The 26,970-nt window shown below is 62.0% G+C and carries 25 protein-coding genes and 1 pseudogene; 10 read left to right on the top strand and 16 right to left on the bottom strand.

The window, feature by feature from the left end:
• Nucleotides 1–33: 33 nt before the first annotated feature.
• Nucleotides 34–951, top strand: a complete 918-nt coding sequence (locus B3397_RS04280) for a LysR family transcriptional regulator (RefSeq protein WP_296247587.1) — start codon at nt 34–36, stop codon at nt 949–951.
• Nucleotides 952–974: 23 nt separating this feature from the next.
• On the opposite strand, the gene B3397_RS04275 is transcribed toward B3397_RS04280, so the two are convergent.
• The 5 genes from B3397_RS04275 to B3397_RS04255 form a co-directional block, all read right to left on the bottom strand.
• On the bottom strand, nt 975–1,943 hold the full coding sequence (locus B3397_RS04275) for an LLM class oxidoreductase (protein ID WP_296247585.1): 969 nt from the start codon (nt 1,941–1,943) through the stop codon (nt 975–977).
• A gap of 192 nt (nt 1,944–2,135) precedes the next feature.
• Nucleotides 2,136–2,477, bottom strand: a complete 342-nt coding sequence (locus tag B3397_RS04270) for a helix-turn-helix domain-containing protein (protein WP_296247583.1) — start codon at nt 2,475–2,477, stop codon at nt 2,136–2,138.
• A gap of 323 nt (nt 2,478–2,800) precedes the next feature.
• A complete protein-coding gene (locus tag B3397_RS04265; protein WP_296247581.1) occupies nt 2,801–3,751 on the bottom strand; it encodes a GlxA family transcriptional regulator in 951 nt (316 codons plus the stop codon).
• A 116-nt stretch (nt 3,752–3,867) separates the two neighbouring features.
• Complete coding sequence (locus tag B3397_RS04260; RefSeq protein ID WP_296247580.1) at nt 3,868–4,689, bottom strand: alpha/beta fold hydrolase; 822 nt, start codon at nt 4,687–4,689, stop codon at nt 3,868–3,870.
• A gap of 143 nt (nt 4,690–4,832) precedes the next feature.
• Nucleotides 4,833–6,671, bottom strand: a complete 1,839-nt coding sequence (locus B3397_RS04255; protein ID WP_296247577.1) for an amidohydrolase — start codon at nt 6,669–6,671, stop codon at nt 4,833–4,835.
• Nucleotides 6,672–7,120: 449 nt separating this feature from the next.
• Between B3397_RS04255 and B3397_RS04250 the strand changes: the two genes are divergently transcribed.
• Nucleotides 7,121–7,276, top strand: coding sequence for a hypothetical protein (locus tag B3397_RS04250; RefSeq protein WP_296247575.1), 156 nt, complete (start codon nt 7,121–7,123; stop codon nt 7,274–7,276).
• Between the two features lie 106 nt (nt 7,277–7,382).
• On the opposite strand, the gene B3397_RS04245 is transcribed toward B3397_RS04250, so the two are convergent.
• Both B3397_RS04245 and B3397_RS04240 read right to left on the bottom strand, forming a co-directional pair.
• Nucleotides 7,383–7,850 (bottom strand): type II 3-dehydroquinate dehydratase, encoded by a 468-nt coding sequence (locus B3397_RS04245; protein WP_296247573.1) that lies wholly within the window; start codon nt 7,848–7,850, stop codon nt 7,383–7,385.
• A gap of 15 nt (nt 7,851–7,865) precedes the next feature.
• Nucleotides 7,866–9,221 (bottom strand): MFS transporter, encoded by a 1,356-nt coding sequence (locus B3397_RS04240; RefSeq protein ID WP_296247572.1) that lies wholly within the window; start codon nt 9,219–9,221, stop codon nt 7,866–7,868.
• Nucleotides 9,222–9,382: 161 nt separating this feature from the next.
• Between B3397_RS04240 and B3397_RS04235 the strand changes: the two genes are divergently transcribed.
• Nucleotides 9,383–10,267 (top strand): LysR family transcriptional regulator, encoded by an 885-nt coding sequence (locus B3397_RS04235; protein WP_296247571.1) that lies wholly within the window; start codon nt 9,383–9,385, stop codon nt 10,265–10,267.
• 90 nt (nt 10,268–10,357) lie between these two features.
• Here the strand turns inward: B3397_RS04235 and B3397_RS04230 are convergent, their stop codons facing one another.
• Nucleotides 10,358–11,293 carry a LysR family transcriptional regulator gene (locus tag B3397_RS04230; protein ID WP_296247654.1) on the bottom strand — a complete coding sequence of 312 codons (936 nt, stop codon included), beginning with the start codon at nt 11,291–11,293 and terminating at the stop codon, nt 10,358–10,360.
• A gap of 115 nt (nt 11,294–11,408) precedes the next feature.
• Between B3397_RS04230 and B3397_RS04225 the strand changes: the two genes are divergently transcribed.
• Nucleotides 11,409–11,813: a RidA family protein gene (locus B3397_RS04225; protein WP_296247569.1), complete on the top strand. Its 405-nt coding sequence runs from the start codon at nt 11,409–11,411 to the stop codon at nt 11,811–11,813.
• A gap of 37 nt (nt 11,814–11,850) precedes the next feature.
• Here B3397_RS04225 and B3397_RS04220 read toward each other — a convergent pair.
• Nucleotides 11,851–11,949, bottom strand: a pseudogene (locus B3397_RS04220) (DUF2986 domain-containing protein); the annotation flags it as partial.
• Nucleotides 11,906–14,137: a putative bifunctional diguanylate cyclase/phosphodiesterase gene (locus B3397_RS04215; protein ID WP_296247568.1), complete on the bottom strand. Its 2,232-nt coding sequence runs from the start codon at nt 14,135–14,137 to the stop codon at nt 11,906–11,908. The pseudogene B3397_RS04220 and the gene B3397_RS04215, both read right to left, overlap by 44 nt.
• A 188-nt stretch (nt 14,138–14,325) precedes the next feature.
• On the opposite strand from B3397_RS04215, the gene pstS reads away from it, so the two are divergent.
• The 6 genes from pstS (at nt 14,326) to B3397_RS04185 (ending at nt 19,560) form a co-directional block, all read left to right on the top strand.
• On the top strand, nt 14,326–15,357 hold the full coding sequence (gene pstS, locus B3397_RS04210) for a phosphate ABC transporter substrate-binding protein PstS (RefSeq protein WP_296247567.1): 1,032 nt from the start codon (nt 14,326–14,328) through the stop codon (nt 15,355–15,357).
• 76 nt (nt 15,358–15,433) lie between these two features.
• Nucleotides 15,434–16,399 (top strand): phosphate ABC transporter permease subunit PstC, encoded by a 966-nt coding sequence (gene pstC / locus B3397_RS04205; RefSeq protein ID WP_296247565.1) that lies wholly within the window; start codon nt 15,434–15,436, stop codon nt 16,397–16,399.
• Nucleotides 16,399–17,292 (top strand): phosphate ABC transporter permease PstA, encoded by an 894-nt coding sequence (pstA, locus tag B3397_RS04200; protein ID WP_296247563.1) that lies wholly within the window; start codon nt 16,399–16,401, stop codon nt 17,290–17,292. The genes pstC and pstA overlap by 1 nt, the downstream gene beginning before the upstream one ends.
• 75 nt (nt 17,293–17,367) lie before the next feature.
• Nucleotides 17,368–18,129: a phosphate ABC transporter ATP-binding protein PstB gene (gene pstB, locus B3397_RS04195; RefSeq protein ID WP_296247651.1), complete on the top strand. Its 762-nt coding sequence runs from the start codon at nt 17,368–17,370 to the stop codon at nt 18,127–18,129.
• A 97-nt stretch (nt 18,130–18,226) separates the two neighbouring features.
• Entirely contained in the window at nt 18,227–18,928 is a 702-nt protein-coding gene (locus tag B3397_RS04190; RefSeq protein WP_296247562.1) for a hypothetical protein, read from the top strand.
• 74 nt (nt 18,929–19,002) lie between these two features.
• On the top strand, nt 19,003–19,560 hold the full coding sequence (locus tag B3397_RS04185; protein ID WP_296247649.1) for a hypothetical protein: 558 nt from the start codon (nt 19,003–19,005) through the stop codon (nt 19,558–19,560).
• A 100-nt stretch (nt 19,561–19,660) separates the two neighbouring features.
• Here the strand turns inward: B3397_RS04185 and B3397_RS04180 are convergent, their stop codons facing one another.
• The 6 genes from B3397_RS04180 to B3397_RS04155 form a co-directional block, all read right to left on the bottom strand.
• Nucleotides 19,661–20,827 (bottom strand): cystathionine gamma-synthase, encoded by a 1,167-nt coding sequence (locus tag B3397_RS04180; RefSeq protein WP_296247560.1) that lies wholly within the window; start codon nt 20,825–20,827, stop codon nt 19,661–19,663.
• Nucleotides 20,824–22,197, bottom strand: coding sequence for a cystathionine beta-synthase (locus B3397_RS04175; protein ID WP_296247558.1), 1,374 nt, complete (start codon nt 22,195–22,197; stop codon nt 20,824–20,826). The genes B3397_RS04180 and B3397_RS04175 overlap by 4 nt, the downstream gene beginning before the upstream one ends.
• A gap of 109 nt (nt 22,198–22,306) precedes the next feature.
• On the bottom strand, nt 22,307–23,131 hold the full coding sequence (locus B3397_RS04170; protein ID WP_296247557.1) for an HpcH/HpaI aldolase/citrate lyase family protein: 825 nt from the start codon (nt 23,129–23,131) through the stop codon (nt 22,307–22,309).
• Nucleotides 23,132–23,176: 45 nt separating this feature from the next.
• Nucleotides 23,177–24,376, bottom strand: coding sequence for a CaiB/BaiF CoA transferase family protein (locus B3397_RS04165; protein ID WP_296247556.1), 1,200 nt, complete (start codon nt 24,374–24,376; stop codon nt 23,177–23,179).
• Between the two features lie 22 nt (nt 24,377–24,398).
• Complete coding sequence (locus B3397_RS04160; protein ID WP_296247554.1) at nt 24,399–25,748, bottom strand: MmgE/PrpD family protein; 1,350 nt, start codon at nt 25,746–25,748, stop codon at nt 24,399–24,401.
• 10 nt (nt 25,749–25,758) lie between these two features.
• Complete coding sequence (locus tag B3397_RS04155; protein WP_296247552.1) at nt 25,759–26,922, bottom strand: acyl-CoA dehydrogenase family protein; 1,164 nt, start codon at nt 26,920–26,922, stop codon at nt 25,759–25,761.
• Nucleotides 26,923–26,970: the final 48 nt, after the last annotated feature.

The raw sequence follows: 26,970 nt of genomic DNA, 5'->3' as shown, positions 1-26,970 counted from the left end.
TGAATGGAACCAGATTCATCAATTGGAGTGCCGATGTTTTCTTCAGAACGCCTCAAAGGGATCGACGTGTTCGTGATCGTTGCCGACATGGGCAGCTTTACGGCTGCGGCCGAACGTCTGAACCTGACCAACTCCGCCGTGAGCAAGAGCATCGCGCGGTTGGAAGCGCGCTTGGGCGTTCGGCTGTTCCAGCGCACCACCCGGCGCTTGTCCCTTACCGAAGCGGGCGAAACGTTCTACCGCACCTGCACCACCGTGCTGTCGGATCTGGAAGAGGTCGAGATTGCTCTGACCTCCACCCAGACCGAGCCCCAGGGCAAAGTGCGCATCGATCTGCCCGCGTCCTATGGGCGTCTGCATGTGCTGCCGCTGATTCTGGAGTTCATGAAACAGCATCCGCGGCTGTCCCCCCATGTGTCGTTTTCGGATCGCTATGTGGACCCGGTGCACGAGAACATCGACATCGTGGTGCGCATCGGCGGATCGGATGCTTGGCCGGCCTCTATAGGGCACCGCTACTTCGGCACCCAGAAACTGATTTTCTGCGCCGCGCCCGACTATCTTGAGCGCTATGGTCAGCCGGCTTCGGAAGCCGACCTGGACCGGCACCTGTGCGTGGGTTATGGCCTGAACGACGGCATGGCCATCCCCTGGTATTTCAAGGGCCGGCAGGGCGACAGGGAGCGTCGAATCATCCACCCCCACATTGCTGTGGGGGATGGCGAAGGGGAGGTGATGGCGGCGCTGGCGGGAATGGGTATTGCACAATTGCCGACCTGGTTGGTGCAGGTGCATCTGAACAGCGGCAGGTTGGTGGAGGTTCTGCCTCATCGGGCCACCGACGGTCTGCCCATGAATCTCATCTGGCTCAAGAGCCGCGAGGGGCAGCCCAAGGTCAGTGCCCTGGTGGAATATCTGGGAGCCAACCTGACCACTGCGGGGCGCCGCTAGCGAAGCCCCAGACTCGCGCCGCGCTATGCGGCGGTTACGGCGAAGTGCGGTAGAACATGCTCCTGAAGCTCATCGATGAGTTCCAGGGCGGGACGCCGGGTCGGCTTGAGATTGAGCGCGACATGATTGATACCAGCCTCCCGTTGACGCATCAGAAAGTCCTTCATGGCATGCCGCCCGCCGCGAAGAATCCGTCCCGTTTGCAGCGGCGCATTGGCATCGACATCCAGATCGAACATCGCCCCGTAGCCGAATGGAACGAACCCTCGCGAAGCGGTCACCTCACGCCAGTGTGGCACTACCTCCCCCATGCGCTGTGCATCGCCATGCCAGATCCATGCATCGACATGCTGCGCCAACCACTCGAGGGTTTGCCCGGCCCGCCCGATGGCCACGATGGGGATATGCGGCGCTGCTGGCTTGGGCACCAGATCGATATCGCCACGCAGTTCACCGAAGTGCTGGGTCTTCAGCCGTGGGAATGAGGTGGAGGTGAGCGTCTTGAGCAGCGTCACCGCTTCCTGGTAGCGCTCTACCCGTGTCCCGAAATCGACACCGAAAGCGGGGTATTCGGTCGGGCGATCGCCTGACGCCATGCCCGCCAGGAACCGACCGGCCAACAGCTGATCGGCCGTGGCGATCTGCTTGGCTGTGATCACCGGCTCGCGCAGTGGCGTCACGATGCCCGCCGTGCCAATGGCGATCCTGCTGGTCAGCGCCGACAGCCACCCGGCATAGACCATCGGGTCCAGCACCTGGCCGGTGTCGCCAAATGACGGATCGTAGAAGGGCACATCGCGCAGCCACAGCGCTGCGGCGTCGCTCCGGTCGAGGCGCTGAACGATCTCCGCCTGATCGGCCAGGCTGGGAAACGGGCTGTCGGGGTAGCCACGTGCGGGGGAAATGAAGCCAATGGTCAATTGGCCTTCCTGAAAGGTCTGGTTGAACGTGGTGTGGTTCGTCAGGTCGTGGGATGGATTGTCCTGCGTCATCGTTCGGGCACCGGTGTGGAAAGCGGGCTGTTCAGTCTAATGGTGAACCGGCGGCTGATCGCTGATCTTTCGGATCATCAATGTGGAAAAAAATTCTCGAGTCGGGATGTGGCCCACCACGCTGCGTCTGTTTCGCGCCCAAGGTTGAGATCACTTGCCTCAACGGACATGCCCCCAGCGATACCCACCAACTTACCCCAACTGCGCCTTGTTCGAATTCAAGCGTTGCCAGCGCTTGGGCGTCACCCCGACCAGCTTGCTGAACATCCGGCTGAAATGCGACTGGTCGGCGAAGCCGCATTCCTGACTGATCTGCGCCAGCGGTAGGTGATCCGCCTTCAAGCATTCCTGGGCTTTGCGGATACGCACGTCCAATGCCCACTCTTGAGGTGACATGCCTGTGGTTTTCTTGAAGGCACGGGAGAAGTGGCTGCGCGACATGGCGCACTGCCTGGCGACGTCGGCTATGAACAGCCTGGTACACAGGCTGCCAGCGAGCATGGCTTTGGCCTTGCGCTCCTGCCACGGCGTCAACGCAACACTTGGCCGCGGGGAAGGCAGCGCGGGGTCTTCTGAATCGGCAGCGCAGGGGAGGAGGGGGGGAAGGCCTGAATGACTTCGACAGCATTGACGATCAGCTCGCGCCTCACCTGCCGCGCATGGATCGAGTCGCCAAAAAACAGCGCGTTCGGGCTCGAGCCTGTCCAATGAGATCCAGATATTTCCTGACTGAATCATAAAACGCACTCGCCGGTAATTAATCATTAACTACTGAAGCGATGATCGCGTTATCGGGCGCGCGGGCCTACCGCCGATTGGGGGCGTACACCGCCAAATTGCGGCGCAAAACGGACAGATCAGCCAAATTGATGCCGATACTGAGACGGGCTGAGTCCCAAACGCTCGCTGAACAGCATCCGCATGCAGCGTTCATTGCGAAAGCCACTGCGGTAAGCCACGGTCTTGAGCGGTAGCTCGCTGTTTTCCAGCAGGCTGCGCGCTTGGTCCAGGCGTGCGCTGTGGACGAAAGCCATGGGCGTCATGCCGATGTCGCGTGCGAACACGCGTGAGAAGTGCCGAGTACTCATGCCCGCCACCGCAGCGAGATTTTCGACGCTCAGATCCTCGGTAAGATGCGCGAGCACGTGCTGCTGAGCGCGGGCAATCGGTGAATCTTCATTGGCCACTTCGGCCAGCAGCGGGCTGAATTGCGATTGGCCACCCTGACGCTTGGTGGCGACCAGCAGCACTTTGGCCACGGATACGGCGATCTTCTTACCGTGGTCCTGGGCGAGCATTTCCAGCGCCATGTCGATGCCGGCGGTAATGCCTCCTGAGGTAAACAGCGTGTCGTCCTGAATGTAGATCCGCTCGCTGCTGACTTTGGCCGCCGGAAAGCGCCGCGACAGTTGTTCGATATAGCCCCAATGAGTGGTGACCTGGCGGCCATCGAGCAGTCCGGCCTCCCCCAGGATGAACGCGCCTGTGCAGATCGAACCATAGCGTCGTGACGCCCTGACTGCCTCTTGCAACCACGGCTTGAGCGCCTCGTGCTTTTCATTGTAGGCACCGGGGCCGCCGGGAATCAGCAGCAGATCGAAGGCCTTCGGGGCGTCGCTCAACAGGTGGTCTGCCAACAGCCGCGTGCCGTTGGAAGTCCGTACATCGTGAGCCGTCGTGCTGATCGTCAGCAGCTGATAGCGGTCGTCGGCCTCCAGGTAGCGGTTGGCCATGGAGAACACCTCGAGCGGCCCGGCCACGTCCAGCATCAGTACATCCGGATACACCAGTATCGCTACGGTTCTCATGTCTGCGGTTGCGCCAATGGGAGGGAAGAGGTGAAGAATAGCAACTATTCCCATTTTGCATCGCTGAGTTCATGTCGCAGCCAGGGCCTCCATAGCTGCAGGAGGCCCGGTGCGAGTCAGGCCTTGATGAAGGCCAGCAGGTCTTCGTTGATAACCTCCGGATGCGTGGTGCACATCCCATGCGGATACCCCTTGTAGATCTTCAGGGTGCCATCGGCAACCAGCTTGATCGACAGCTCGGCCGAGTCGCCGATGGGGACTATCTGGTCATCGTCGCCGTGCAGGATCAGCACAGGCACGGCGATTTCTTTCAAGTCCTCGGTAAAGTCGGTTTCCGAGAAGGCCTCGATGCAGTCGTAATGGGCCTTGGCCCCGCCCATCATGCCTTGACGCCACCAATTCTCGGTCACGCCTTCCGAGATTTTCGCATCCGTACGGTTGTACCCATAGAACGGAATGGCGACTTCCTTGTAGAACTGCGCGCGGTTTGCGCTCAGTGCCGCCCGAAAGCCATCGAAGACCTGGATGGGCAATCCACCTGGGTTGCTTGCAGACTGGACCATGATGGGTGGAACCGCGCCGATCAATACCGCCTTGGACACTCGACCCTGGTCGGATCGAGCCACGTAGCGGGCTACCTCACCGCCGCCCGTGGAGTGGCCGACATGCACGGCATCCTTCAAGTCCAGGTGCGTAGCCAGGGCGATGACGTCCGCAACGTAGGTGTCCATGTCATTGCCATGGGCGGTCTGGGTCGAGCGCCCATGGCCGCGGCGATCATGCGCGATCACGCGGTAGCCCTTGGCGACGAAGAACAGCAGTTGTGCGTCCCAGTCGTCCGAGCTCAATGGCCAACCATGGTGAAAGACGATGGGCTGACCGCTGCCCCAGTCCTTGTAGAAAATCTCGGTACCGTCGTCAGTAGTAAAATAGGGCATTGGATCAGTCCTTATGAATGGTCGGGGCGCCGTAGCTGTTCATCAGATTGCGATAGTCAGGAATGGGCCGTGTTCAAGCGATTGCATTTTGGAGCGGTCATGGGTGTATCCCTATGCGATGGGCGAGTTGACGTGAAAGAGCATCAAAAGGCGAAGCAGGAGCAGCCGAATGCGCCCCAGAAACCCTGGAAATCACTGATGGGTGCATTGGACAGGCGGGCTTTCTCATGACCGTGGGCGTGCACCGCGCAGGGCCCGCTGCACTGGTGCACCTGGGCAAGCATCGGTGAGGCAGGCTTCCAATGCCCCGGCACCTTGGCCACCGGCGACCAGTCCGGCAGCACGGGGACCCGTTTGGGCGCCAGCGGCTCGAAATCATCCGCGCCGTACACCACCTTGCCATCCACTACCGTCAGCACCGACTCGATCCACTTGATCGCCTCGGCATCCACGCTGAAGAAATCCGCCGACAATGCCGTCAGGTCCGCCAACTGACCCACCTTGATCTGTCCCTTCTTGCCCTGTTCGGAAGAGAACCAGGCGCTGCCGTGGGTAAACAGTTCCAGCGCCGTAGCCCTGGGCAGCCCTTCCGGGTACAGCTCCAGCCCGCCCACCGTACGTCCACTGACCATCCAGTACAGCGAAGTCCACGGGTTGTAGCTCGACACCCGCGTGGCATCGGTACCGGCCCCCACGGGCACACCTTCGGCGAGCATGCGCTTGATCGGCGGGGTCGCCTCGGCGGCCTTGGCGCCGTAGCGCTCGACGAAGTATTCACCCTGGAACGCCATGCGATCCTGGATCGCGATACCGCCGCCCAGCGCCCGTACCCGCTCGATATTGCGCGGCGTAATGGTTTCGCAGTGGTCGAAGAACCACGGCAAGCCGTTGAACGGAATATCCCGATCGACCTTCTCGAAGACATCGAGCATGCGGCTGATGGACTCGTCGTAGGTGGCGTGCAAGCGGAACGGCCAGCGCTGCTCTACCAGGTGACGCACCACCGGCTCCAGGTCGTTTTCCATCGCGCCGGGCAGGTCCGGGCGCGGCTCGCGGAAGTCTTCGAAGTCGGCGGCGGAGAAGGTAAGCATCTCGCCGGCGCCGTTGTGGCGCAGAAAATCATTACCCTGATGCAGCTTCACTGAGCGGGTCCAGTTCTCGAAATCCGCCAGCTCTTCCTTGGGTTTCTGGGTGAACAGGTTGTAGGCAATGCGCACGGTCAACTGGTTTTCCTGGTTCAGTTGCTCGATCACCGCATAGTCATCCGGGTAGTTCTGGAAGCCGCCACCGGCATCGATGCAACTGGTGATGCCCAGCCGGTTCAGCTCACGCATGAACTGACGGGTCGAGTTGACCTGATATTCCAGCGGCAGCTTTGGCCCCTTGGCCAGGGTCGCGTAAAGAATCATGGCGTTGGGCTTGGCCACCAGCATGCCCGTGGGATTGCCATTGGCATCGCGCACGATCTCGCCGCCAGGCGGGTTTGGCGTATCCCGGGTATAGCCTGCCACCCGCAGCGCGGCGCGGTTGAGCAGGGCCCGGTCATACAGGTGCAACAGGAACACCGGCGTGTCCGGCGCCGCCTGGTTGATCTCTTCCAGGGTGGGCATGCGCTTCTCGGCAAACTGGAACTCGTTCCAGCCACCCACTACCCGCACCCACTGCGGCGTCGGCGTGCGATCGGCTTGGTCCTTGAGCATGCGCAGGGCATCGGCCAGTGACGGTACACCTTCCCAGCGCAACTCCAGGTTGTAGTTCAAACCGCCACGGATCAAGTGCAGGTGCGAGTCGTTGAGGCCGGGAATCACGCAGCGACCCTTGAGGTCGATGATCTGTGTGCGGTCACCGCGCAGTGCCATCGCCTGGGCATCGGTACCCACCGCCACAAAGCGCCCGTCCTTGATCGCCACGGCACTGGCGCGGGGGTTCTCGCGGTCGACGGTATGCAGTTGCCCATTGAACAGGATGAGATCGGCGTTCATTGATGTTCCTTCCGGATCTATAGCAGCGAAGGACAGGCGAGGGAGCAGGGTGGCCGCCGCGGTCAGCAGCGAACCTTTGGCCAACAGCCGCCTCCGCTCCGGGTCAGTGTGATCATCGTGCGTCGCCATGGTTTTCACCTCTCGCCTGTCATCGAGTGATTCTGGAGTGGCTGACACTGGGAATATTGAACCGATGTGCTCAATGCTGAGGTGCGCGCGGAAACAACTCGACTCACAGCCAGATGGGCAAAAAACACAACTGGAGTACCTGCAGCGCGAAGCCATGGAGCCTGCCCCGTTCCTTTCGCCTATCGGGCCAGCCTTCAGCGGCCCTCTACCAATGAACTGAACGCTTGTCGCGGGCCTCACTCCAACGCTTACCCAGGCGATTTGCATCAGCTTGTCGCCTACGGGACTGTTCGAATTCTCTGCCTAATCAAGGAACGCTCATGACCGATCCACGTAACGTCGCCCACGACAAGAAAGTGCAGCAGGAGAAAAAGAATCATGGCGAAGAAATCGCCCCCAATGCCGAGCACGCTCCGCAGCCTGGGTTGAAGCCTGCGCTCAAGCACAACGATGATGAGCAAGACGAGCAGGCTTGAGCCTTTACCGGCCCATCCTGAAATTGCCATTCAGCGGCGTTGGCGCCAGCCAGCGGCCGCTTGGTGCACGTTTCCTATAATGCCCCTCACCTGTTGACCGGCTGGCTCACCGCTGAGTAGCCGCGTTGTCCCCACGCCGCTCCAGCAATGTCGAGATCGCCTTGATGGCCAGCGGATACCCCTGCGCACCGAGCCCACAGATCACCGCATCGACCGCGCCCGACATGATCGAATGACGGTGAAGTTCATCCCGCGCGTGGATGTTTGATAGATGCAGTTCGATCAACGGGCTATCGATGAGCTTCAAGGCATCCAGCACCGGAATCGAATGGAAGGATAAGCCTGCTGGGTTGATGATCAGCGCGGCATTATGCTCATACGCTTCCTGAATCCAGTCGACCATCACGCCTTCGTGGTTGGTCTGGCGAAAGTCACAGTCCAGGCCCTCGGCATCAGACGTCTTCAGGCAGGCCTGCCGAATCTGTTCCAGCGTGGTGTGGCCATAGATATGGGGCTCACGACGGCCCAGCAAATTCAAATTGGGGCCGTTGAGTATGAAAACTGTGGGCATCATGGGTGTCCTGTGACGTTATTTGATGAGCAGGGCCGAAGGTACGGTTTCGGGCGAGGAGGGCGCGGCGACGGCGTTCAAGTCCACGCCACGGGTCTCCGGACCAATGACGATCATGGCCAGCGACACCAGATTGATTGCTGCGCACAGGGAAACCAGCGGCCAGGGCGAATTACCCGATTGGCTCATCAACCAGACAGCGATCATCGGCATCGGACCGCCTACCAGCAGATTGGCGCCGGTGTAGGCCAGTGCGGAGCCGGAGTAGCGGACCTGAGTCGGAAAAGCCTCCGCAAATGCGACCGGCTGGATGCCGCTCTGGAACTGAGTGAAGCCGAGGAACAGCCCCATGATGGCCATGATCGCAGCGACGTTTTGCGTGTTGAGAATCGGGAAGTACACCGTCAGGATCAGCAGGGTCATGCACGATCCCAGCATGAGCGCTTTCTTGCGGCCCCAGCGATCGGAGAGATAGCCGCCGGCCAGAGCGCCGAAGATTGCGCAGACATTGGCCACCATCAACGACATGAAGCCTGTGGATTGGCTCATGCCCAACTGTTTGGTGAGGTAGCTCAGAGAGAAGATGACGATCAGATAAAACAGCGCGGCGGGTGAACAGAAGAACAGCATCAGCCTGAGGATGGTCCGGTGATGGCTGCGCACCGCTGATTTCAGTGGACTCTTTGGTTGTACCACGGGCGCTTTTTTCAAGGCGATGAACGCTGGGGTCTCATCGACCTTGAGGCGGATGAAGATGGCCACGATCACCAGAACGAAGCTCATGATGAAGGGGATTCGCCAGCCGAAGCTTTCGAACTGCTGGGTCGACAGCACTGCCGCCAGCCCCAGCAGCACCCCGTTGGCGAGGATCTGGCTCAGTGGCGAGCACAGCCCCAGAAGGCCGGAGTAGCGGCCGCGGCGATCGGGCGCCGCGTGCTCCAATGCCATCAGTTGCGCGCCAGTGGACTCTCCGCCCAGGGCAAAGCCCTGAATGATGCGCAGCAGTACAAGCAGGATAGGCGCCCAGATGCCGATCTGTGCGTAGGTGGGTAGCAGGCCCATGAGCACCGAGGCCAGTCCCATCATGGTGACGGTTGCCAACATCAGGTTACGTCGCCCTAGCTTGTCCCCCAGATAGCCGCAGGTGATCGCGCCCAGCGGGCGCGCGGCCAGACCAACGCCAAATGTGGCCAGGGAGGCGAGCAGGCCCGCCGTGGGCTCCATGGCAGGGAAAAACAGTTTCGGCAGAATGGTCGCCGAGATAGCGCCATACAGGGTGAAGTCGAACCATTCCAGGGCCGTGCCGATGGTGGCAGCTGTGACGGCCTTGCGCGGCATGCGCAGATCATCGCCGGCGGTGTCTATCGTGCTCATGGGGACGCTCGTCATTGTTGTTATGGTGAATGAGGTCTCCGCAGATCTGCTATATAACGGCTTGCCGGTTCGCGGGACTGAGTAGACGTTAGCCCATTGCGAACTCGAAATAATTATCCAGAATTGCACGAATGCATAAGCTGAACTTATAGAAGGCCACTATGGAACTGCGACACCTGCGAGCGTTTGTGGTGGCGGCTGAGTTGCAGAGTTTCAGTCGTGCCGCCCAAACGCTGGGGATTGCCCAGTCTGCCCTCAGCCAGTTGATGCGCACGCTGGAGTCGGAGCTTGGCATGCCCCTGTTCAGGCGCGCGAACCGCAGTGTGGCACTGACCGCCGCCGGCCTCGCGTTCCTGCCGCATGCGCGCCAATCGGTCAGCGCCAGCGAACTCGCCGCATCGGCCGCCCGGCGCGCCAGACGCGGAGAAGCGGGCGAGATCAATATCGGCTATCACTCTGCGTTGTTCGAGGCGAACCTGCCGCTGCTGCTGCGCCATTACTTCAGTACGTTTCCCGAAGTGAAGCTGACGCTGGTGGATGCAGGCATCCGTGCGCAACTCGACATGCTGCTGGAACACAAGCTCGATCTGGCCTTCGCCAGGGTGTTCAAGGATCATCTTCCGGAGCGCCTGCGCACCCATCATTTCAGCCAGTCCCGGCTTGTCCTGTTGATGCCGGACAATCACCCGCTGGCCGTCCAGTTCACCGGTGATCTTGGCTCATTACGTCACGAAACCTTTGTGTTCCTGCAGGACCCGGCAGGTATCGGATTGACCTCGCACACCCTGCACGTGTGCCGGCAGCATCAGTTGCATCCCGAAAACATCATGCACGTGCCATCGTTGATGAGCATTCCCGGCTTGGTCGCAGCGGGTATCGGGCTCAGCATCGTGCCTGAGCCGCTGGCGAGATTGTCCATGCCGGGGCTGCGGGTGATACCCCTCGCCCAACCGGAAATGCTCAGCGAGCTGTCATTGATTTCCCGCATCGACGAACGCTCCACCGCCGTGTTGCACTTCATCGAGGAGGCCAGAGACTGGTGTTGAGGGGTATGTATTTGCACTGAGTTCGATTGGCCACACAGAGCACTGCCTTCAACGAAGCCTAGAGCCAGTGCGCGTCATGGTTGAACTCAGTCAAGCCGGGCCCTGGACCGGCAAAGTAACGTTCGGCACCTGAGCCGCCATCACCTCCACCACCCAATCCATGAACACCCGCAACTTGCGGCTCACATGACGATTCGGCGCATAAGCCAGATACAACGGCATCGGCGCAATCGCCCAATCGTCGAACAACTTCACCAGTTCGCTGCCAATCGGCGAGTCGGTCACCATGAACCTGGGTAGCCAGAGTATCCCCAGCCCCGCCTGACCGGCTGCCAGGTAGGCGTTGCCATCGTCCACCGCCAGCTTGTAGCGACCCTGTACACGCAAAGCCTCGCCTGCACGGTTCATGGCATAGGGCAGGGCCTTGCCCGTCCGCGCCCAACGAAATGCCACCACATGGTGATCGCCGTCCTGCAGCTCACGCGGGTGCGCCGGGATGCCGTAGCGGGCCAGATAGCTGGGCGCTGCGTACACTCCCAACGGCAAGTCAGCGATGTGGCGGGCTATCAGCGACGTATCGGTGATCTCGCCACCTCGAATCACGCAGTCGACGCTCTCGTCGATGATGCTCACCGGGCGATCACTGACGCCCAGGTCGAGCTGGATATCGGGATAGCGTTCCTGGAATTGCGGCAGGGCCGGAATCAGCAGCAGCCGCGCCAATGGGCTGGGCACGTCTACCCGCAGGCGTCCACGTGGCGTTGCGGCGGCACTTGACAGGGCCGTGTCGGCATCGTCCAACGCCGCCAGCAGCAGCTGGACGCGTTCGTAGTACGCAGCGCCATCGGCCGTGACATTGACCTTGCGCGTGGTACGGTTGAGCAGCTTGACGCGCAAGCGAGCTTCCAACTGCTGTACCAGTTGGCTGACCGTGGTCTTGCTCATGTGCAGGGTGAGAGCGGCCTGGGTGAAACTGCCGGTTTCCACCACCCGCGCGAAGGCTTGCATGGCATCGAAGCGGTCCATCAGGCTCTCCATTGTTTGGGAATCACGCACAATCAGGGTCAGCATTGCCTGTTTATCCGGGGCCGGCAAGCGCCCTACAGTGACACGGTCGCTTTCCAACCTCTGGAGTTTCGAAATGAACCAACGTGATGTGGTATTCCCCGCAGGCCGTCAGGCGCTTTATGAGCGCAACCGTTACTCGGCAGCCGTGCGCGCCGACGGCTTGCTGTTCGTCTCGGGCCAGGTCGGAAGCCGTGAGGACGGCTCGCCCGAGCCGGAACTCAAGGCCCAGGTTCGTCGCGCTTTCGACAACCTCAACGCCGTGCTCGCGGCGGCCGGTTGCACGTTCGACGATGTGCAGGACGTGACCGTGTTCATGGTCGAGCCGCAGAAGATCTTCGAAGAGGTCTGGGAGGTGGTGCCGGAGTACTGGGGACAGGCGCCGTACCCCTCGCTGACGGCGGTTGGCGTGACCTGGTTGTACGGCTTCGATGTGGAGATCAAGGTCGTTGCCAAACTGCCCCAGCGCGAGGATCGCTAGCCAGGGCAGGGCAGAGGGCGTTTTTGGATGAGCGGCCCTACTCGCTGGCGGTGACCGCCTCGGTATTGGCTTCGGCAGCCAGTTTCAGACGGTCAGCCTTGCTGATGTAAGGATTCCTGTTGGCCGGGGCCAGTTTGGCGTTGGCCTTCTTGGCCTTGGCCTTGAATAGCTGCTGGAGTTTCTTCTGGCGATTCATGGGGTGCTACTCCACGGGTAGATGCCGCCATGATACCAGCTTGAATGCCAGTGGCTGAGCCGCACGTCATGCCCGGCTGGTCGATACCAAGGCTGTCGAGCATCCTCTGCGCTTCCATGGGTCTGCCCAGTAGAAAACCCTGCAAGACGTTACAACCCAGGTCGGTCAACATCTCCTGTTGCTCGGCGGTTTCCACGCCTTCGGCAACGATCCTCAGCCCCAGCGTCTTGCCCAGTGCCACGATCGCCGACACGATGGCAGCGTCATCGTTGCCCTGGGCCAGTTCGGTGATGAAGCCGCGGTCGATCTTCAGTTCATTGGCGGGCAGGCGTTTGAGGTAGAGCAGGCTCGAGTATCCGGTACCAAAGTCGTCGATGGAAATACTGACCCCCAATGCGGCCAGTTGGTCGAGCACGATCAGCGCTGCTTCGGCATCACGCATGGCCGTGGATTCGGTCACCTCCAGGGTGAGGCAATGCGCTGGCAGGCCATTGCTGTGCAAGGCCGTTCGCACCACCTCGACCAGCCCCGAATGGGCCAGTTGGACTGTAGACAGGTTGACCGCAATGCTCCATTCGCCACGCCCCTGCCCGTGCCATTCGGCCATCTGCCGGCAGGCTTCGTTGATCACCCAATTGCCGATCGGCACGATCAGCCCGGTGCGCTCGGCCAGCGGCAGGAAGCGGTCCGGAGGTATCAGGCCCACGTCTGGCTTGTTCCAGCGCAACAAGGCTTCGACGCCGGTCATGGGGCCATTGGGCGCGACCATCTTGGGCTGGAAGTGCAGGATGAACTCATTCTGCTCCAGGGCGGTACGCAGATCCTGTTGCAGCTGAAACTGCTGGTGGGCGTTGGTGTTCATGGCTTTTTCGAAGAAACAGTAGCCGTCGCGGCCCTGTTCCTTGGCGTGGTACATGGCAGCGTCGGAATTGACCATCAGCTCATGGCTGCTGCGGCCGTCGTCGGGGAAGATGGCAATGCCGACGCTGGTGGACACGTGTACGGTCTGGCGGCCCAGCACATAGGGCGCCTTGATGCTTTCCACCAGACGCTGCGCCAGCGCGGCCGCATCTTCCGGTTCGCCCGGATCGATCAGCAGAACGAACTCGTCGCCGCCCAGGCGCGCCACGGTGTCTTCGCCCCGCTTGGCTTCATTGATGCGTCGTGCCACTTCCACCAACAGCTGGTCGCCGGTGTGATGGCCGTAGGTATCGTTGACCGCCTTGAAGCCGTCCAGGTCCATGAACAGCACAGCGAAGTGGCTTTGCTGCCGGGTGGCTTTCTGGATGGCCTGTTCAAGCCGGTCGTTGAGCAGGATGCGGTTGGGCAGGCCGGTGAGGTTGTCTTGCAGGGCCAACTGCACCAATGCGCTGTTGGCATGATCCAGCGAGTTGGCCAGCAGGCTGGTGCGGACGTCGAGCATCGAAACGATCAGGGCGATGGCGCAGACGGCCAGGGTCACCAGGATCACCAGCACCACCAGCCATTTGCTGTCGATGCCGCTGTTGACCGCGCCGCACACGCTGCCCTCTGGAAACTGCGCGGCCGCCATGCCGGTGTAGTGCATGCCGACAATGGCGCAGCCCATTACCAGTGAGGCGCCGAAGCGAGCGCGATTGATGTATTTACCCTCGCCGCGCAGGCGAAAGGCGATCCACAGCGCCGCACCGGACGCAACGACGGCGATCACCACCGAGGCTGCGAACAGCGAAGGGATGTACTGCACCGATGGGTTCATCAGCAGCGCGGCCATGCCGGTGTAGTGCATGGCGGCGATGCCCATGCCCAACAGCACCGCGCCCAGCAGCAGCCGTACCAGCGGCATTTCTTCCTGGCACACCAGCCATAGGGCGAAGGCCGAGGAGGCGATGGCGATCAGCAGCGACAGGCCGGTGAGGGTCAGGTCGTACCCCAGCTCGATAGGCAACTGGAACGCCAGCATGCCGATGAAATGCATCGACCAGATGCCGATGCCCATGGCAAACGAACCGCCAGCCAACCAGAGCGCCGAGGCCATGCCGTGGGTACGCGAGACCCGGCCGGCCATGTTCAGTGCGGTGTAGGACGCCAGGATCGCGACGATCAGAGAAAACATCACGTACAGGCTGTTATAGGAACTTGCGAGCATCGACACTCCGAGGTGCACAGGTAATTCGACTCCACAGGCTATCGGCTCGGCGCATGCTTTCTTAAGTGCCAGCGGTCCATGCGCGCCTCGCCTTGCGGCGTTTGGCCATGATTGACACCCGACCTTCATAAAAGCGTAACAAAAGAGGTGCAGAGTGCCGTAGCCCGCCAATACAAGGAGTCATTTTAATGAAAAAGTTGATGAAGTCCGCTGCGCTCGCCGTCACGCTTTCCCTGTGCGCCACCTCAGTGGCCTTCGCTGCTGAAAACGTCCGTCTGACCGGCTCTGGCGCCAGCTTTCCAGCGCCCATCTACCTGACCTGGTTCAAGGATTTCAGCAAGAAAAGCGACGGCGTCACCGTTGACTACCAGTCCAAGGGGAGTGGTGCCGGTGTCCAGGACTTCCTGAACAAAACCGTCGATTTTGCGGCCAGCGACTCGGCCATGAAAGACGAAGACATTGCCAAGGTGGCCGAAGGCGCGCAACTGCTGCCGATGACCGCGGGCGAAATCGTGCTGGCGTACAACCTGCCAGGCAGCCCCAAGGGCCTGAAACTGCCACGCGATGTGTACTCCAACATCTTCCTGGGCAAGATCACCCAGTGGAACGATCCTCAGATCGTTGCCGCCAACCCAGAGCTGAAACTGCCAGCGACCCCGATCACTGTCGTGGTACGTGCGGACTCCAGCGGCACTACCGCGGTATTCACCAAGCACCTGTCGGCCATCAACCCGGCGTTCAAGCAAGACCTGGGCGAAGGCAACACCGTCAACTGGCCTGCTACCGACAAGTTCATCAAGTCGCCCAAGAATGACGGCGTGACCGCTACCGTACGCCAGACTCCAGGCGCTATCGGTTACATCGAATACGGCTTCGCCAAACTGGCCAAGGTTGACTTCGCTGTGCTGCAGAACAAGGCCGGCCAATACGTAGTGCCTAACGCTGAAAGCGGTGCTGAAGCACTGGCCGCCGTGAAGATGCCAGACAGCCTGGTGGCCTGGCTGCCCGATCCGGACGGCGCCAAGTCGTACCCGATCACTTCCTACACCTGGATGATCTTCCGCAAGGACAACGGCAACCCGGCCAAGGCCAAGGCCATGCGTGACATGGTCGAGTACAGCCTGACCGAAGGTCAGAAGATCGCTGACTCCATGGGCTACATCCCATTGCCTCAGTCGGTTGTCGATCAGGTTCGCAAAGCGTCCGCCAACATCCAGTAATGCCCGCGAAGCCTCGATCGGTGCGCACTGACCGCTGCGCCTGTCGGGGCTTGCCTCCACGCCCCGGAATGAACCCATGAACAGCCCTTTCGTTGTACCGGATAACCCGGATTCAGCCTGCAAACCTCCTTCGACGAAGGATTTTCTGGTTGATCGTGCCTTCCGTGCGCTTGCGCGTGTGGGAGTGGTTCTGATCCTGGCGGTGGTATTTGCACTTGTATTCGAAGTAGGTCGCAAAGCCCTTCCAGGCATGGAAAAGCATGGCTTTGATGTTCTTCTCGGTTCGGTATGGGACGTCAACCAGGGCAAGTACGGCATTCTGCCGGCCATCTGGGGGACGCTCTACAGTGCCTTGATCGCGCTGCTGATCGCCGGTGTGTTCGGTGTCAGCATGGCGATCTTCCTGACTCAGGATTTCCTTCCGGCCAAGCTCGCGGCGGTGTTTCGTACCATCGTCGAATTGCTGGCAGCCATTCCCAGCGTTGTGTACGGGCTGTGGGGGATCTATGTGGTGATCCCCGCCATCCGTCCGCTGACCGCATGGCTGAACAGCGAGCTGGGCTGGATACCTTTCTTCGGCACCTCGCTGAGTGGCCCGGGGCTGCTGCCTGCAGCACTGGTATTGGCCATCATGATTTTGCCGACCATTGCCGCGGTGTCCCAGGACGCCTTGACCGCCGTGCCCATGAAGACCAAACAGGCTGCCTACGGCATGGGGACCACCCACTGGGAAGCGATTCTCAAGGTCATGGTGCCTTCGGCTGCCACCGGTATCTTCGGTTCACTGGTGCTGGGCCTGGGCCGCGCACTGGGCGAAACCATGGCCCTGGCCATGCTGGTGGGCAACGCCAACAACATTTCGCTCTCGCTGTTTGCGCCGGCCAATACCCTGGCTGCGCTGTTGGCGCTGAACTTCCCCGAAGCCGGCCCCAGTGAAATCGAAGTGTTGATGTATGCCGCGCTGGTGTTGATGTTGATCACCCTGATCGTGAACGTCATCGGTTCCATGATCATGGTCTATGCCCAGCGGGGTACCAAGTGATGACCAATCTTTCCTCCCCAGGTATCGCTCTGCCAAGCCTGCAGCGCAAGTTCGAAGGCCGCGCGCTGCGCAGCCTGGTGCTGACCACGCTGGTGTGGGCGGGCGCACTGATCGCCAGTGTGCCGTTGATTTCGGTGCTCTACATGCTGATCACCCGGGGTGGTGCCCGGCTCAGTCTGGAGGTCTTCACCGAACTGCCGCCGACCGGTTTCGAAACCGGGGGTGGTTTCGGCAATGCCATGGCCGGTACGTTCGTCATGGTCGGTATCGCTGCGGCAATCGCCGTACCGGTCGGCATCTTGGCGGCCATCTTCCTGTCTGAATTGGGCCCGGACAGCAAACTGGCCAACGCCTCGCGCTTTGCCGCCAAGATGCTCACTGGCCTGCCGTCGATTCTGGCCGGTGTGTTTGCCTACGCGCTGGTGGTGATGACCACGGGTACCTACTCGGCACCTGCGGGCGGCGTGGCACTGGCGGTACTGATGTTGCCCATCGTGGTACTTACGGCTGAAGAGTCGATGAAGATGGTGCCCAAGATCATGAAGGATGCCGCCTATGGCATGGGCTGCACCCGCTCCCAGGTCATCTGGAAAATCGTGCTGCCTACCGGCCTGCCGGCGATCCTCACCGGCGTCATGCTGGCCGTGGCCCGTGCCGCCGGTGAAACCGCGCCGCTGTTGTTCACCGCGCTGTTCAGCAACTACTGGATCTACCACAACGGCGATCTGGCCGTGATGAACCCGACTGCCTCGCTGGCCGTGCTGATCTACAACTTTTCCGGCATGCCCTTCGACAACCAGCTCGAGCTCGCCTGGGCGGCCTCGCTGGTGTTGGTGATGATCGTGCTAATCGTGAATATCGTCAGCCGAATCTTCGGCAAGCCCAAGTTTTGAGAACGGAGCACCTCAATCGTGAATCAGCTATCAGCGCAAAAAGTCGCCCCGCTCCAGACCCAGTCGCCAGTGGTCATGGACTGCAAGCTGGACAAGATTTTCTACGGCAATTTCCTGGCCGTGCGTGACAGCCATGTGCCGATCGAAAAGAACAAGATCACCGGTTTCATCGGCCCGTCCGGTTGTGGCAAGAGTACCGTGCTGCGCAGCCTCAACCGCATGAACGACCTGGTCAAGGGCTTCCGTTTCGAAGGCCATGTGCACTTTCTTGGCCAGGATGTCTACGGCAAGGGTGTGGACCCGGTCGTGGTACGCCGCTACATCGGCATGGTGTTCCAGCAGCCCAACCCGTTCTCGATGAGCATTTTCGACAACGTGGCTTTCGGCCTGCGCCTGAATCGCTACAAGGGCGACCTGGGCGACCGCGTCAAGCACGCCCTGCAAGGCGCCGCGCTGTGGGATGAAGTGAAGGACAAGCTCAAGGTCAGCGGCCTGTCGCTTTCCGGTGGTCAGCAGCAACGGCTGTGCATCGCCCGCGCCATCGCGACCGAGCCGGAAGTGCTGTTGCTCGACGAGCCCTGCTCGGCGCTCGACCCGATCGCTACACGCCGGGTGGAAGAGCTGATGGTGGAGCTGAAGAAGGACTACACCATCGCCCTGGTGACCCACAACATGCAGCAGGCCATTCGTGTCGCCGACACCACAGCATTCTTCTCGGTGGACATTTCCCAGGGCACACGCACGGGCTATCTGGTGGAGATGGGCCCTACCACCCAGATCTTCGAGAACCCGCGTGAACAGATGACCGGTGATTACATCAGCGGAAAGTTCAGCTAGCCTTTGCGCCGCCCGCCAAGGCTGCCGACCCTGACGGGTCGAGCGGCCTTTGGGCTTTTTTTGTGCCTTGTCACATTCCTGTAACCTCGAGAAGCTAATGTCCGCAAAGCGTCGCCTCGATCTGCCTGCGATAGAGCGAGCCCTGGTTGAAGTACAGGGCCGATTTGCCGAGCTCAGCCGGCATTTCACCGAGCAGCGCGATCCCTTCACCGACGAAGTGTTACAGAACATGCTGGCAGGCTATGCGTTGATCGACGACTACGTGGCACAGGGTGTCGACCTGTTCGATCTGCAGCAGCTGGACCTGATGCTCGAGATCAATGCCACCGTATTGTGTGGCCAGGACCCGGCACGCAGGGTCGAGTTCGCGCAGCACCTGAAAGCAACCGAAGCGCACTTTTTCAACAACGTCGAAGGCGGGATCAAGGACTTGTTCAACTGGTACTGCGCGCACCGTAACGAATCCGTATGGAAACGAGCGGCTGGCGTGTATGTGCGCATCCTGAGCAAGCCGCAGCTGTTCATCGAGGGTAACAATCGCAGTGGGTCGCTGATCGTCAGCTACCTGCTGATGCGCGAAGGGAAGCCCCCGTTCGTGCTGGCGCTGGACAATGCCGAGGGCTATTACAACCCGTCCTCGGTGATACGCAACTCAGCCAAACACGGTGTCAAGGCCTTGTACGAATTGCCCAAGATCAAGAAGAAGTACGCAGCGTTTCTGGAGGACCATGCTCCGGACCCGAAGCAGTTCTTCCTGAGCGCGAAGCAATCGGCGGCCTGCCAAGGGATAGCCCGATGAAAAAGTTCGCCATGCTCAATGCCTGCCGCCTGCTTCGAAAGCAGCTGGAGCAAGTCGTCCAGGCCGTGGTGCCGATGACCCGCTTCAAGCGTCAGCGCATTCGTATCTCGTTCGATATCGATGACACCCTGGCTTGCCTGCCGCACCACAGTGCCGCCGAGCACAGCCGCCTGCCGGCGTTCGTGCATCGCTGGCTGGGCGAGCCGCTGCGCGTGGGCACTCGGTCGCTGACCCGCGAGCTGCGTCGCCAGGGCTGCAGCGTGTGGGTCTATACCTCGTCCGGCCGCACCCCGGCCTACATTCGCCGCTGGCTGATGCTGTACGGCATTCACGTCGACGGTGTGGTCAACAGCGTGGTGCACAATCAGATTCTGGCCGAGCGTGGGTTGGCCAATGCGCCATCCAAACTGCCTTCGGCCTTCGATATCGACCTGCACGTGGATGACTCCGAGGGCGTCAAGAGCGAAGGCCATGACCACGGCTTTCGCGTGGTAGTGGTGCGTCCGGACGACGAGAACTGGGCACAACGCGTGCTCGATGCCGCCGCACACGTACAAGCCCAGGTGGCACGCCAGCAGCCTCACCGCTTCCCGCAAACGGCCCGCCTGTCCACCCCGTCGGTAACCTACTGAGGCCCGCGCTCGGCATAACGCCGCCCCCTGTAGGAGCGGCGTAAAGCCGCGAAGAAGCCATCACAGCGACAAACATTACTACCTTCTATATCCGCGCCAGCTATATCCGCCCCAACGCCTGCGCCAGGTCGGCGCGCAGGTCCTCAAGCGCCTCCACACCCACCGACAACCGCACCAACCCATCGCCGATGCCCAGCTGCGCACGAATGTCCGCGGGGATGCTGGCGTGGGTCATGATCGCCGGATGCTCGATCAGGCTTTCCACGCCGCCCAGGCTTTCGGCGAGGGCGAACAGCTGCACCGTTTCGAGAAAGCGCCGTGCGCCGGCGAGGTCGGTATTCAGGTCGACGGAGATCATCCCGCCGAAGCCACGCATCTGCCGCTGCGCCAGTGCGTGCTGCGGGTGGGACGGCAGGCCCGGGTAATGCACGCGGGCGACCTGGGGCTGCTGCTCCAGCCACTGCGCCAGCGCCAAGGCATTGCTGCAGTGGCGCTCCATGCGCAGGGCCAGGGTCTTGATGCCGCGCAGGGTAAGGAAGGCATCGAAGGGCCCGGCGATGGCACCTACCGAGTTCTGCAGAAACCCCAGGCGTTCGGCCAACTCAGGATTCTGCCCGACCACAGCGATGCCGCCGATGACGTCGGAGTGTCCATTCAGGTATTTGGTGGTGGAGTGCACCACGATGTCGAAACCCAGCTCCAGCGGGCGCTGGATCCACGGGCTGGCGAAGGTGTTGTCGGCCACGCAGAGGATGCCGCGCGCGCGGCACAGCTGGGCGATGGCGCTCAGGTCCGCCAGGCTCAGCAGGGGGTTGCTGGGCGTTTCCACCCACACCATGCGGGTGTCCGGTTGCAAAGAAGCTTCGAAGGCATTGATATCTGCCAGGTCGACGTAGCTGAAGCGATGCCCGGCACTGCGTTGGCGCACCTTGTCGAACAGGCGAAAGGTACCGCCGTACACGTCGTTGCCCGAGACAATATGGCTGCCGGCGTCGAGCAGTTCGAGCACCGTCGAGATGGCCGCCAGCCCCGAGGCGAAGGCAAAGGCCTGCGTACCACCTTCCAGGTCGGCGACGCAGCGCTCCAGCGCGAAGCGGGTGGGGTTGTGGGAACGGCCGTAGTCCAGGCCCTTGTGCACGCCGGGGCTCTCCTGCAGATAGGTCGAGTTGGCGTAGATCGGCGGCATGAGCGCGCCGGTGGATGGGTCCGGGGACTGCCCGGCATGGATCACGCGGGTGGCGAAGTCGTCTTTATCGTGGCGGCTCATGCCTGGGATCTCCGTAGATGGTTGAGCAGGTCGACGCGGGTGATCAGGCCATGAAAGCCTGATTCATCGGCAATGATTGCCACCAGGCCACGGTCCAGTTCAGCCTGCAACTGCGCCAGGCTGGCGGTAGGCGGCAGCGTTTGCAGGTGGGTGGTCATGGCGCTGCCGACCGTGGTGTGGAAGTGGGCGGGGTCGTGCTGCATGCCCAGCAGGATGTCTGACTCGTCGATCACCCCCATCAGCTTCTGGCCCTGGAGTACCGGGAGTTGCGAGACGTCGGTCAGGCGCATGCGCTGGAAGGCTGTCAGCAAGGTATCGTCGGGCCCGACGCTGATCACCCGGCCATCCTCGAAGCGCCGGGCGATCAGGTCGCGCAGGTCGTTGTAGTGCTTGTATTGCAGCAGGCCCTGGTCGTTCATCCATTGGTCGTTATAGACCTTGGACAGGTAGCGGGTGCCGGTGTCGCAGACGAACGTCACCACGCGCTTGGGCTCGGTCTGTTCCCGGCAATAGCGTAGCGCCGCGGCCAGCAGCGTGCCGGTGGACGAGCCCCCCAGGATGCCCTCTGCGCGCAGCAGTTGCCGGGCGTGATCGAAGCTTTCTTCATCACTGATGGAGTAGGCCTGGCGTACGCTGGAGAGGTCGGCAATCGATGGAATGAAATCTTCGCCGATGCCTTCCACGGCCCATGAGCCCGGCGTGCCGAGGGTGCCGCTGCGGCTGTACTCGGCCATCACCGAGCCTTCGGGGTCCGCCAGCACCATGGCCAGGTCCGGCTGGACGCGTTTGAAGAAGCGGGTCAGACCGGTCAAGGTGCCTGCCGAGCCGACGCCCACCACGATCGCATCCAGATCGTGCTGAGTCTGGGCCCAGATCTCCGGGCCAGTGCTGGTCTCGTGAGCCAGAGGGTTAGCAGGGTTGTTGAACTGGTCGGCGAAGAATGCATCGGGAATGTCCTCGGCGATGCGCGCGGCCATGTCCTGGTAGTACTCGGGGTGGCCCTTGCCGACGTCCGAGCGGGTGGTGTGCACCTCGGCGCCCATGGCCTTGAGGTGCAGGACCTTCTCGGTGGACATCTTGTCCGGCACCACCAGCACCACCCGATAGCCCTTGGCCCGACCCACCAGCGCCAGGCCCAGGCCAGTATTGCCTGCGGTGGCCTCGATGATGGTGCCACCGGGCCGCAATCGACCGTCACGTTCGGCCGCATCGATCATGGCCAGGCCAATGCGATCCTTGATCGAACCGCCGGGGTTCTGCGATTCGAGTTTGAGAAACAGCGTGCACGGGCCGGTATCGAAGCGGCTGACACGCACCAGCGGCGTGTTGCCAATCAGCTCGAGTACGGCGGGGCGGGTGTTGTCGGTCATGGTCGCCACCTGGGTACGAAGGAATCGTATGCGGTGGACAGCAAACCAGGGCTGCCTGTTCACAGCCGGGTGTTTCGAGGCCCGGGAGGGTGTCGCCCATTTCCACCCGCTAACCCGGTGCCCGTGCCAGCAACTGCTGCGCGCGCAGCAAGACGGGCGCATCGACCATCTGCCCGTCGAGTTGAAAGGCGCCGGCGCCCTTGGCAGCGGCGCTGGCAGCGACCACGTTGCGTGCCCATTGCAGATCCTGCGGGCTGGGCAGCAATGCGTCGTGAATCACCGGCACTTGCCTGGGATGGATGCACAGCGCGCCGCCGTAGCCCATGTCATAGGCATGCCTGATCGCCTGGCGCAGGCCGTCCGGGTCGCCGATGGCAGGGTAGACGCCGTCCAGCGGCGGTAACAGACCGGCGCCACGGGAGTGGAGCTGCACGGCCATGCGCGCCTGATCGAGAAACATCAGGGCTGCAGCAGTGCCGGTGTTGAGGTTCAGATCCAGCGCCAGGTCGAGGCTGCCGAAGGACAAGCGCTGGACCCCTTGGGCATGGGCGATTTCTTCAAGCGCCAACAGGCCCCTCGCGCTCTCGATGATCGGCCAGACCGGTTTGCCGCCGCGCGATGCCGCCGCGACCTGAGCGGCGCTCTCGACTTTGGGCAGCAGCACGCCGGCCACGCCCGGCTGTTGGCTGCAGAATGTCAGGTCTGCGCCATGCTCCCCGTGCTCCGGGGCATTGACTCGCACCCATACCGAGCTGTGCGGGTGTTGCTGCAGAAACGCGGCGAGGTTATCGCGGGCCTTGCGCTTGAGCAGCTCCTCGACCGCATCCTCGAAGTCGACGATGACCACGTCCGCGCCTGCGGCCAAGGCTTTGGCGAAGCGCTCGGGGCGGCTGCCCGGTACGAATAACGCTGAACGAACGACAGGTTCGGCCATGGTGTGCACTTCCTTCAATGCAGATTTGAAAAGCCAGAGAGACGGTCAGACGACACCTGCGGCGAGCAACCGAGCCTGCTCATCGGTGGAATAGCCCAGCTCCTGAAGGATGCTCGCGGTGTGCTGACCCAGTCCCGGCACGCCCTCCATGCGCGGGGTGAAGGCCGCGTTGCTGGCCGGCGGCAACAGCGCCGGCAACTGGCCCGAGGGGCTGTCGACCTGCCGCCATCGGTCTCGCGCCTGGAGCTGCGGGTGATCCCATACGCCGGCCATGTCGTTGACGCGGGCATTGGCGATCTGGGCCTCCTCCAGACGCGCCAGCACTTGCCCGACCGACAGTGCGGCGAAACTGTCGACGATGATCTGGCGCAGCACCTCTCGGTTCTGCGAACGGTTGAAGTTGGCCGAGAAACGCTCGTCGGTGGCCAGGGCCGAATCCAGCAGCACCTTGTCGCAGAACAGCGCCCACTCCCGCTCGTTCTGCAAGCCCAGCATCACCGTGCCACCGCCACCGGTAGGAAAGGGGCCATAGGGGTAGATGGTCGAATGCGCCGCGCCTGCCCGCGCTGGTGGCGGGGCACCGTTGTAGGCGTAGTACAGCGGGTAGCCCATCCACTCCACCAGGCTTTCGAGCATCGATACGTCGATGCGGCTGCCGACGCCGGTCTTGTCGCGCAGCATCAGCGCCGAGAGGATGCCGGTGTAGGCGTACATTCCCGCAGCGATGTCGGCAATCGAGCAGCCGGCCTTGGCCATGTCGTCTTCACCCGGACCTCCCGTGACCGAGAGAAAACCGCCTTCGCTCTGGATCAGCAGGTCATAGGCCTTTTTCCTTTCGTAAGGTCCACCCTCGCCGTAGCCGGAAATATCACAGACGATCAGCCGCGGAAATCGCTCGTGCAGCGCTTCGAAGGACAGCCCCATGCGCGCTGCCGCCCCCGGTGCCAGGTTCTGCACCAGTACGTCGGCCTTGCCCAGCAGGGCTTCGAGGATAGCCTGCGCAGTGTCATGCTTGAGGTCCAGGGTCAGGCTTTCCTTGGAGCGGTTGGTCCATACGAAGTGGGACGCCAGGCCGTCGACGCGCTGGTCGTAGCCCCGGGCGAAGTCGCCGCTGCCGGGGCGCTCGACCTTCACCACGCGGGCACCCAGATCGGCCAGTTGTCGAGTGCAGAAAGGTGCGGCGATGGCGTGTTCCAGGCTGATCACGGTGATGCCGTCCAGTGGACGTGGGTTGAGCTGAGTCATGGCTGCTACCTTGTTCGTCAAGTCAGATCAGATCGGCCAGGCGTTGGGCGTCGCGCAGATGCCAGACCTTGTCGATCAGCGTCTTGCCTTGTTCAACCGTGCGCGCACCGGAGAACGCCAGCAGCCGCTGGAACTTGGCTTCCAGCTCCGGCCGCGACAGGGTGTTGCCGGGATCGCCCTTGGGTTCGTCGATGGCCGCGCTCAACGTGCGCCCGTCGGTGGTCGTGACGATCACGCGGCCCAGCCAGCGGGAGGGGTATGCCGCATCGACTTCGGGGTCCAGCGCCATGCTGACCTTCTCGCGAAAGGCATCGACGTCGCTGTCGGTCAGCGCCAGGTCACGAAACTCGATCAACTGGGCGCTGCCGTGCACGGCGATCAGGCCCAATACGGTGCCCATGGAAAATTTCGCCTGGTGCACGGTGCTGGGTTTGCTCACTCGGCCCAAGACGTCGATAGCCCCTTGGTGGACACGGGTGATGACTGTTGCAATCTGCCCATGGTGCAGCCCTTCGCGTTGCATCAGATGCAGTAGCGCATCGGCAGCGGGGTGGGTGTGCCGACAGGACGCATGAAATTTGAACGAGGTTTCCACCAGCGCCCAGCGCGTGCCCAGGCGGTCCGATAGTTTGCTGGGGTCGGCGTCGCTGGACATCCCGGCGGCCATGCCCTGATCGCCTTCGAGGATATTGCGTGCCCCGGTCAGGCCGTCCGCCGTCATGTAGGCGGCGAGCAAGCCGTCGGCGGCAGCCTTGGCGGTGTGCAGCTGTTTGGAATCGGCGGCGTCGCGCAGAAACTCCCAGAGCCCCGCCGCCTGAGTGCCGGCGTTACCCAGTAGATGAATGAATTGATCCTGGTTGAACGCCAGCAACTTGCCGACCGCGACGGCGGCGGCGAGGGTGCCGACGGTAGCGGTGGTATGGAAGATGCGGTAGTGGGAGCGGCCAAGGAATTCGCCGATGCGGATGCCCGCCTCGTAGCCGGCCACCGACGCCAACAGTAAATCCTTGCCGGACTTGTCCAGGTCCTGCGCTGCCGCCAGAACGGCCGAGAACACCACGGTAGCGGGGTGCAGCACGGAGCTGTTGTGCAAATCATCCTGCTCGACCAGGTGTGACGAAGCGCCGTTGACCAAGGCGGCGAAGTAGGGCGAGGTACTGCGGCCACTGACCAGAATTTTCGCCGGGCCGTCGCGGGGGCCCATGCGCTCGGCGTAGCGCTCGAACAAGGGTATGGGGCGCGCACCTTGGCTGGCCAGTGCCGAGCCGATCCAGTCCAGAAACAGGTCCTCGGTGCGATCCAGCACAAGGGCCGGGATCTGCTCGTAGTGCAGGTCAGCCAGAAAGGCCGACAACGCTTGGGTGTGGCTCATGGACAGCCCCTCAGAAACTGCGCGGCAGTTCGAGCAGATGCTCGGCGACGTAGGAAAGAATCAGGTTGGTGGAGATGGGCGCCACCTGGTACAGGCGGGTTTCGCGAAACTTGCGCTCCACGTCGTATTCACAGGCAAAGCCGAAGCCGCCATGGGTCTGCAGGCAGGCATTGGCCGCTTCCCAGGACGCCTTGGCCGCCAGGTACTTGGCCATGTTGGCGCTGGCCCCGGCATTCTGCCCGCTGTCGTATTCCTGGCAGGCGCGCCAGCGCATCAGGTCGGCGGCTTCGATTTCGATATGCGCCTCGGCAATGGGGAACTGCACACCCTGGTTCTGCCCGATGGGCCGCCCGAACACCACCCGGTCGCGGGCATAGGCACTGGCCTTTGCGATGAACCAGCGGCCGTCACCGATGCACTCGGCGGCGATCAGCGTGCGCTCGGCATTGAGCCCATCGAGGATGTAGCGAAAGCCTTTGCCTTCCTCGCCGATCAGGCTGTCGGCGGGCAGTTCCAGGTTGTCGAAGAACAGCTCGTTGGTTTCATGGTTGACCATATTGGCGATGGGCTGGACCGTCAGACCCTTGCCGATGGCCTCGCGCAGGTCGACCAGGAAAATCGACATGCCTTCGGACTTCTTCGTCACCTCGGCCAACGGCGTGGTGCGGGCCAGCAGGATCATCAGGTCCGAGTGCTGGACCCGCGAGATCCATACCTTCTGACCATTGATGACGTACTTGTCGCCCTGACGCACGGCGGTGGTCTTGATCTTGGTGGTGTCGGTGCCCGTGGTGGGCTCGGTGACGGCCATCGATTGCAAACGCAATTCGCCGCTGGCGAGCTTGGGCAGGTAGTGGCGTTTCTGTGCCTCGCTGCCGTGGCGAAGGAGGGTGAACATGTTGTACATCTGCCCGTGAACCGTGCCTGAATTGCCACCGCAGGCGTTCACCTCTTCAAGAATGACCGAGGCTTCAGCCAACCCCAGGCCCGAGCCGCCGTATTCGGTAGGGATCATCGCCGACAGCCAGCCGGCGTCGGTCAGCGACTTGACGAAGGCTTCCGGAAAGCCCTTCTGTTCGTCGATCCGGCGCCAGTAGGCGGCGTCGAATTCGGCGCACAGGGCGCGCACGCCTTCGCGGATGGCATTGAGGTCTTCGTCGTCATACGGGTTCATGGTGGTGGTCTCGGGATCAAGCGGTGGCGATCGAGCGCAAGGCTCGGC

It is taken from the genome of Pseudomonas sp. UBA4194 (assembly GCF_002379585.1).
In the GTDB taxonomy this organism is placed as follows: Bacteria; Pseudomonadota; Gammaproteobacteria; order Pseudomonadales; family Pseudomonadaceae; genus Aquipseudomonas.
Note: the sequence above shows the minus strand (reverse complement) of the source record. Positions and strands in the feature narration are given on the sequence as shown.

Excerpts from the sequence above, each read along its gene's own strand:
- B3397_RS04280 (WP_296247587.1), top strand. The coding sequence starts at position 34 with ATGTTTTCTTCAGAACGCCTCAAAGGGATCGACGTGTTCGTGATCGTT.
- B3397_RS04275 (WP_296247585.1), bottom strand. The coding sequence starts at position 1,943 with ATGACGCAGGACAATCCATCCCACGACCTGACGAACCACACCACGTTC.
- B3397_RS04265 (WP_296247581.1), bottom strand. The coding sequence starts at position 3,751 with ATGAGAACCGTAGCGATACTGGTGTATCCGGATGTACTGATGCTGGAC.
- B3397_RS04260 (WP_296247580.1), bottom strand. The coding sequence starts at position 4,689 with ATGCCCTATTTTACTACTGACGACGGTACCGAGATTTTCTACAAGGAC.
- B3397_RS04255 (WP_296247577.1), bottom strand. The coding sequence starts at position 6,671 with ATGAACGCCGATCTCATCCTGTTCAATGGGCAACTGCATACCGTCGAC.
- B3397_RS04250 (WP_296247575.1), top strand. The coding sequence starts at position 7,121 with ATGACCGATCCACGTAACGTCGCCCACGACAAGAAAGTGCAGCAGGAG.
- B3397_RS04245 (WP_296247573.1), bottom strand. The coding sequence starts at position 7,850 with ATGATGCCCACAGTTTTCATACTCAACGGCCCCAATTTGAATTTGCTG.
- B3397_RS04240 (WP_296247572.1), bottom strand. The coding sequence starts at position 9,221 with ATGAGCACGATAGACACCGCCGGCGATGATCTGCGCATGCCGCGCAAG.
- B3397_RS04235 (WP_296247571.1), top strand. The coding sequence starts at position 9,383 with ATGGAACTGCGACACCTGCGAGCGTTTGTGGTGGCGGCTGAGTTGCAG.
- B3397_RS04230 (WP_296247654.1), bottom strand. The coding sequence starts at position 11,293 with ATGGACCGCTTCGATGCCATGCAAGCCTTCGCGCGGGTGGTGGAAACC.
- B3397_RS04225 (WP_296247569.1), top strand. The coding sequence starts at position 11,409 with ATGAACCAACGTGATGTGGTATTCCCCGCAGGCCGTCAGGCGCTTTAT.
- B3397_RS04215 (WP_296247568.1), bottom strand. The coding sequence starts at position 14,137 with ATGCTCGCAAGTTCCTATAACAGCCTGTACGTGATGTTTTCTCTGATC.
- pstS (WP_296247567.1), top strand. The coding sequence starts at position 14,326 with ATGAAAAAGTTGATGAAGTCCGCTGCGCTCGCCGTCACGCTTTCCCTG.
- pstC (WP_296247565.1), top strand. The coding sequence starts at position 15,434 with ATGAACAGCCCTTTCGTTGTACCGGATAACCCGGATTCAGCCTGCAAA.
- pstA (WP_296247563.1), top strand. The coding sequence starts at position 16,399 with ATGACCAATCTTTCCTCCCCAGGTATCGCTCTGCCAAGCCTGCAGCGC.
- pstB (WP_296247651.1), top strand. The coding sequence starts at position 17,368 with ATGGACTGCAAGCTGGACAAGATTTTCTACGGCAATTTCCTGGCCGTG.
- B3397_RS04190 (WP_296247562.1), top strand. The coding sequence starts at position 18,227 with ATGTCCGCAAAGCGTCGCCTCGATCTGCCTGCGATAGAGCGAGCCCTG.
- B3397_RS04185 (WP_296247649.1), top strand. The coding sequence starts at position 19,003 with ATGACCCGCTTCAAGCGTCAGCGCATTCGTATCTCGTTCGATATCGAT.
- B3397_RS04180 (WP_296247560.1), bottom strand. The coding sequence starts at position 20,827 with ATGAGCCGCCACGATAAAGACGACTTCGCCACCCGCGTGATCCATGCC.
- B3397_RS04175 (WP_296247558.1), bottom strand. The coding sequence starts at position 22,197 with ATGACCGACAACACCCGCCCCGCCGTACTCGAGCTGATTGGCAACACG.
- B3397_RS04170 (WP_296247557.1), bottom strand. The coding sequence starts at position 23,131 with ATGGCCGAACCTGTCGTTCGTTCAGCGTTATTCGTACCGGGCAGCCGC.
- B3397_RS04165 (WP_296247556.1), bottom strand. The coding sequence starts at position 24,376 with ATGACTCAGCTCAACCCACGTCCACTGGACGGCATCACCGTGATCAGC.
- B3397_RS04160 (WP_296247554.1), bottom strand. The coding sequence starts at position 25,748 with ATGAGCCACACCCAAGCGTTGTCGGCCTTTCTGGCTGACCTGCACTAC.
- B3397_RS04155 (WP_296247552.1), bottom strand. The coding sequence starts at position 26,922 with ATGAACCCGTATGACGACGAAGACCTCAATGCCATCCGCGAAGGCGTG.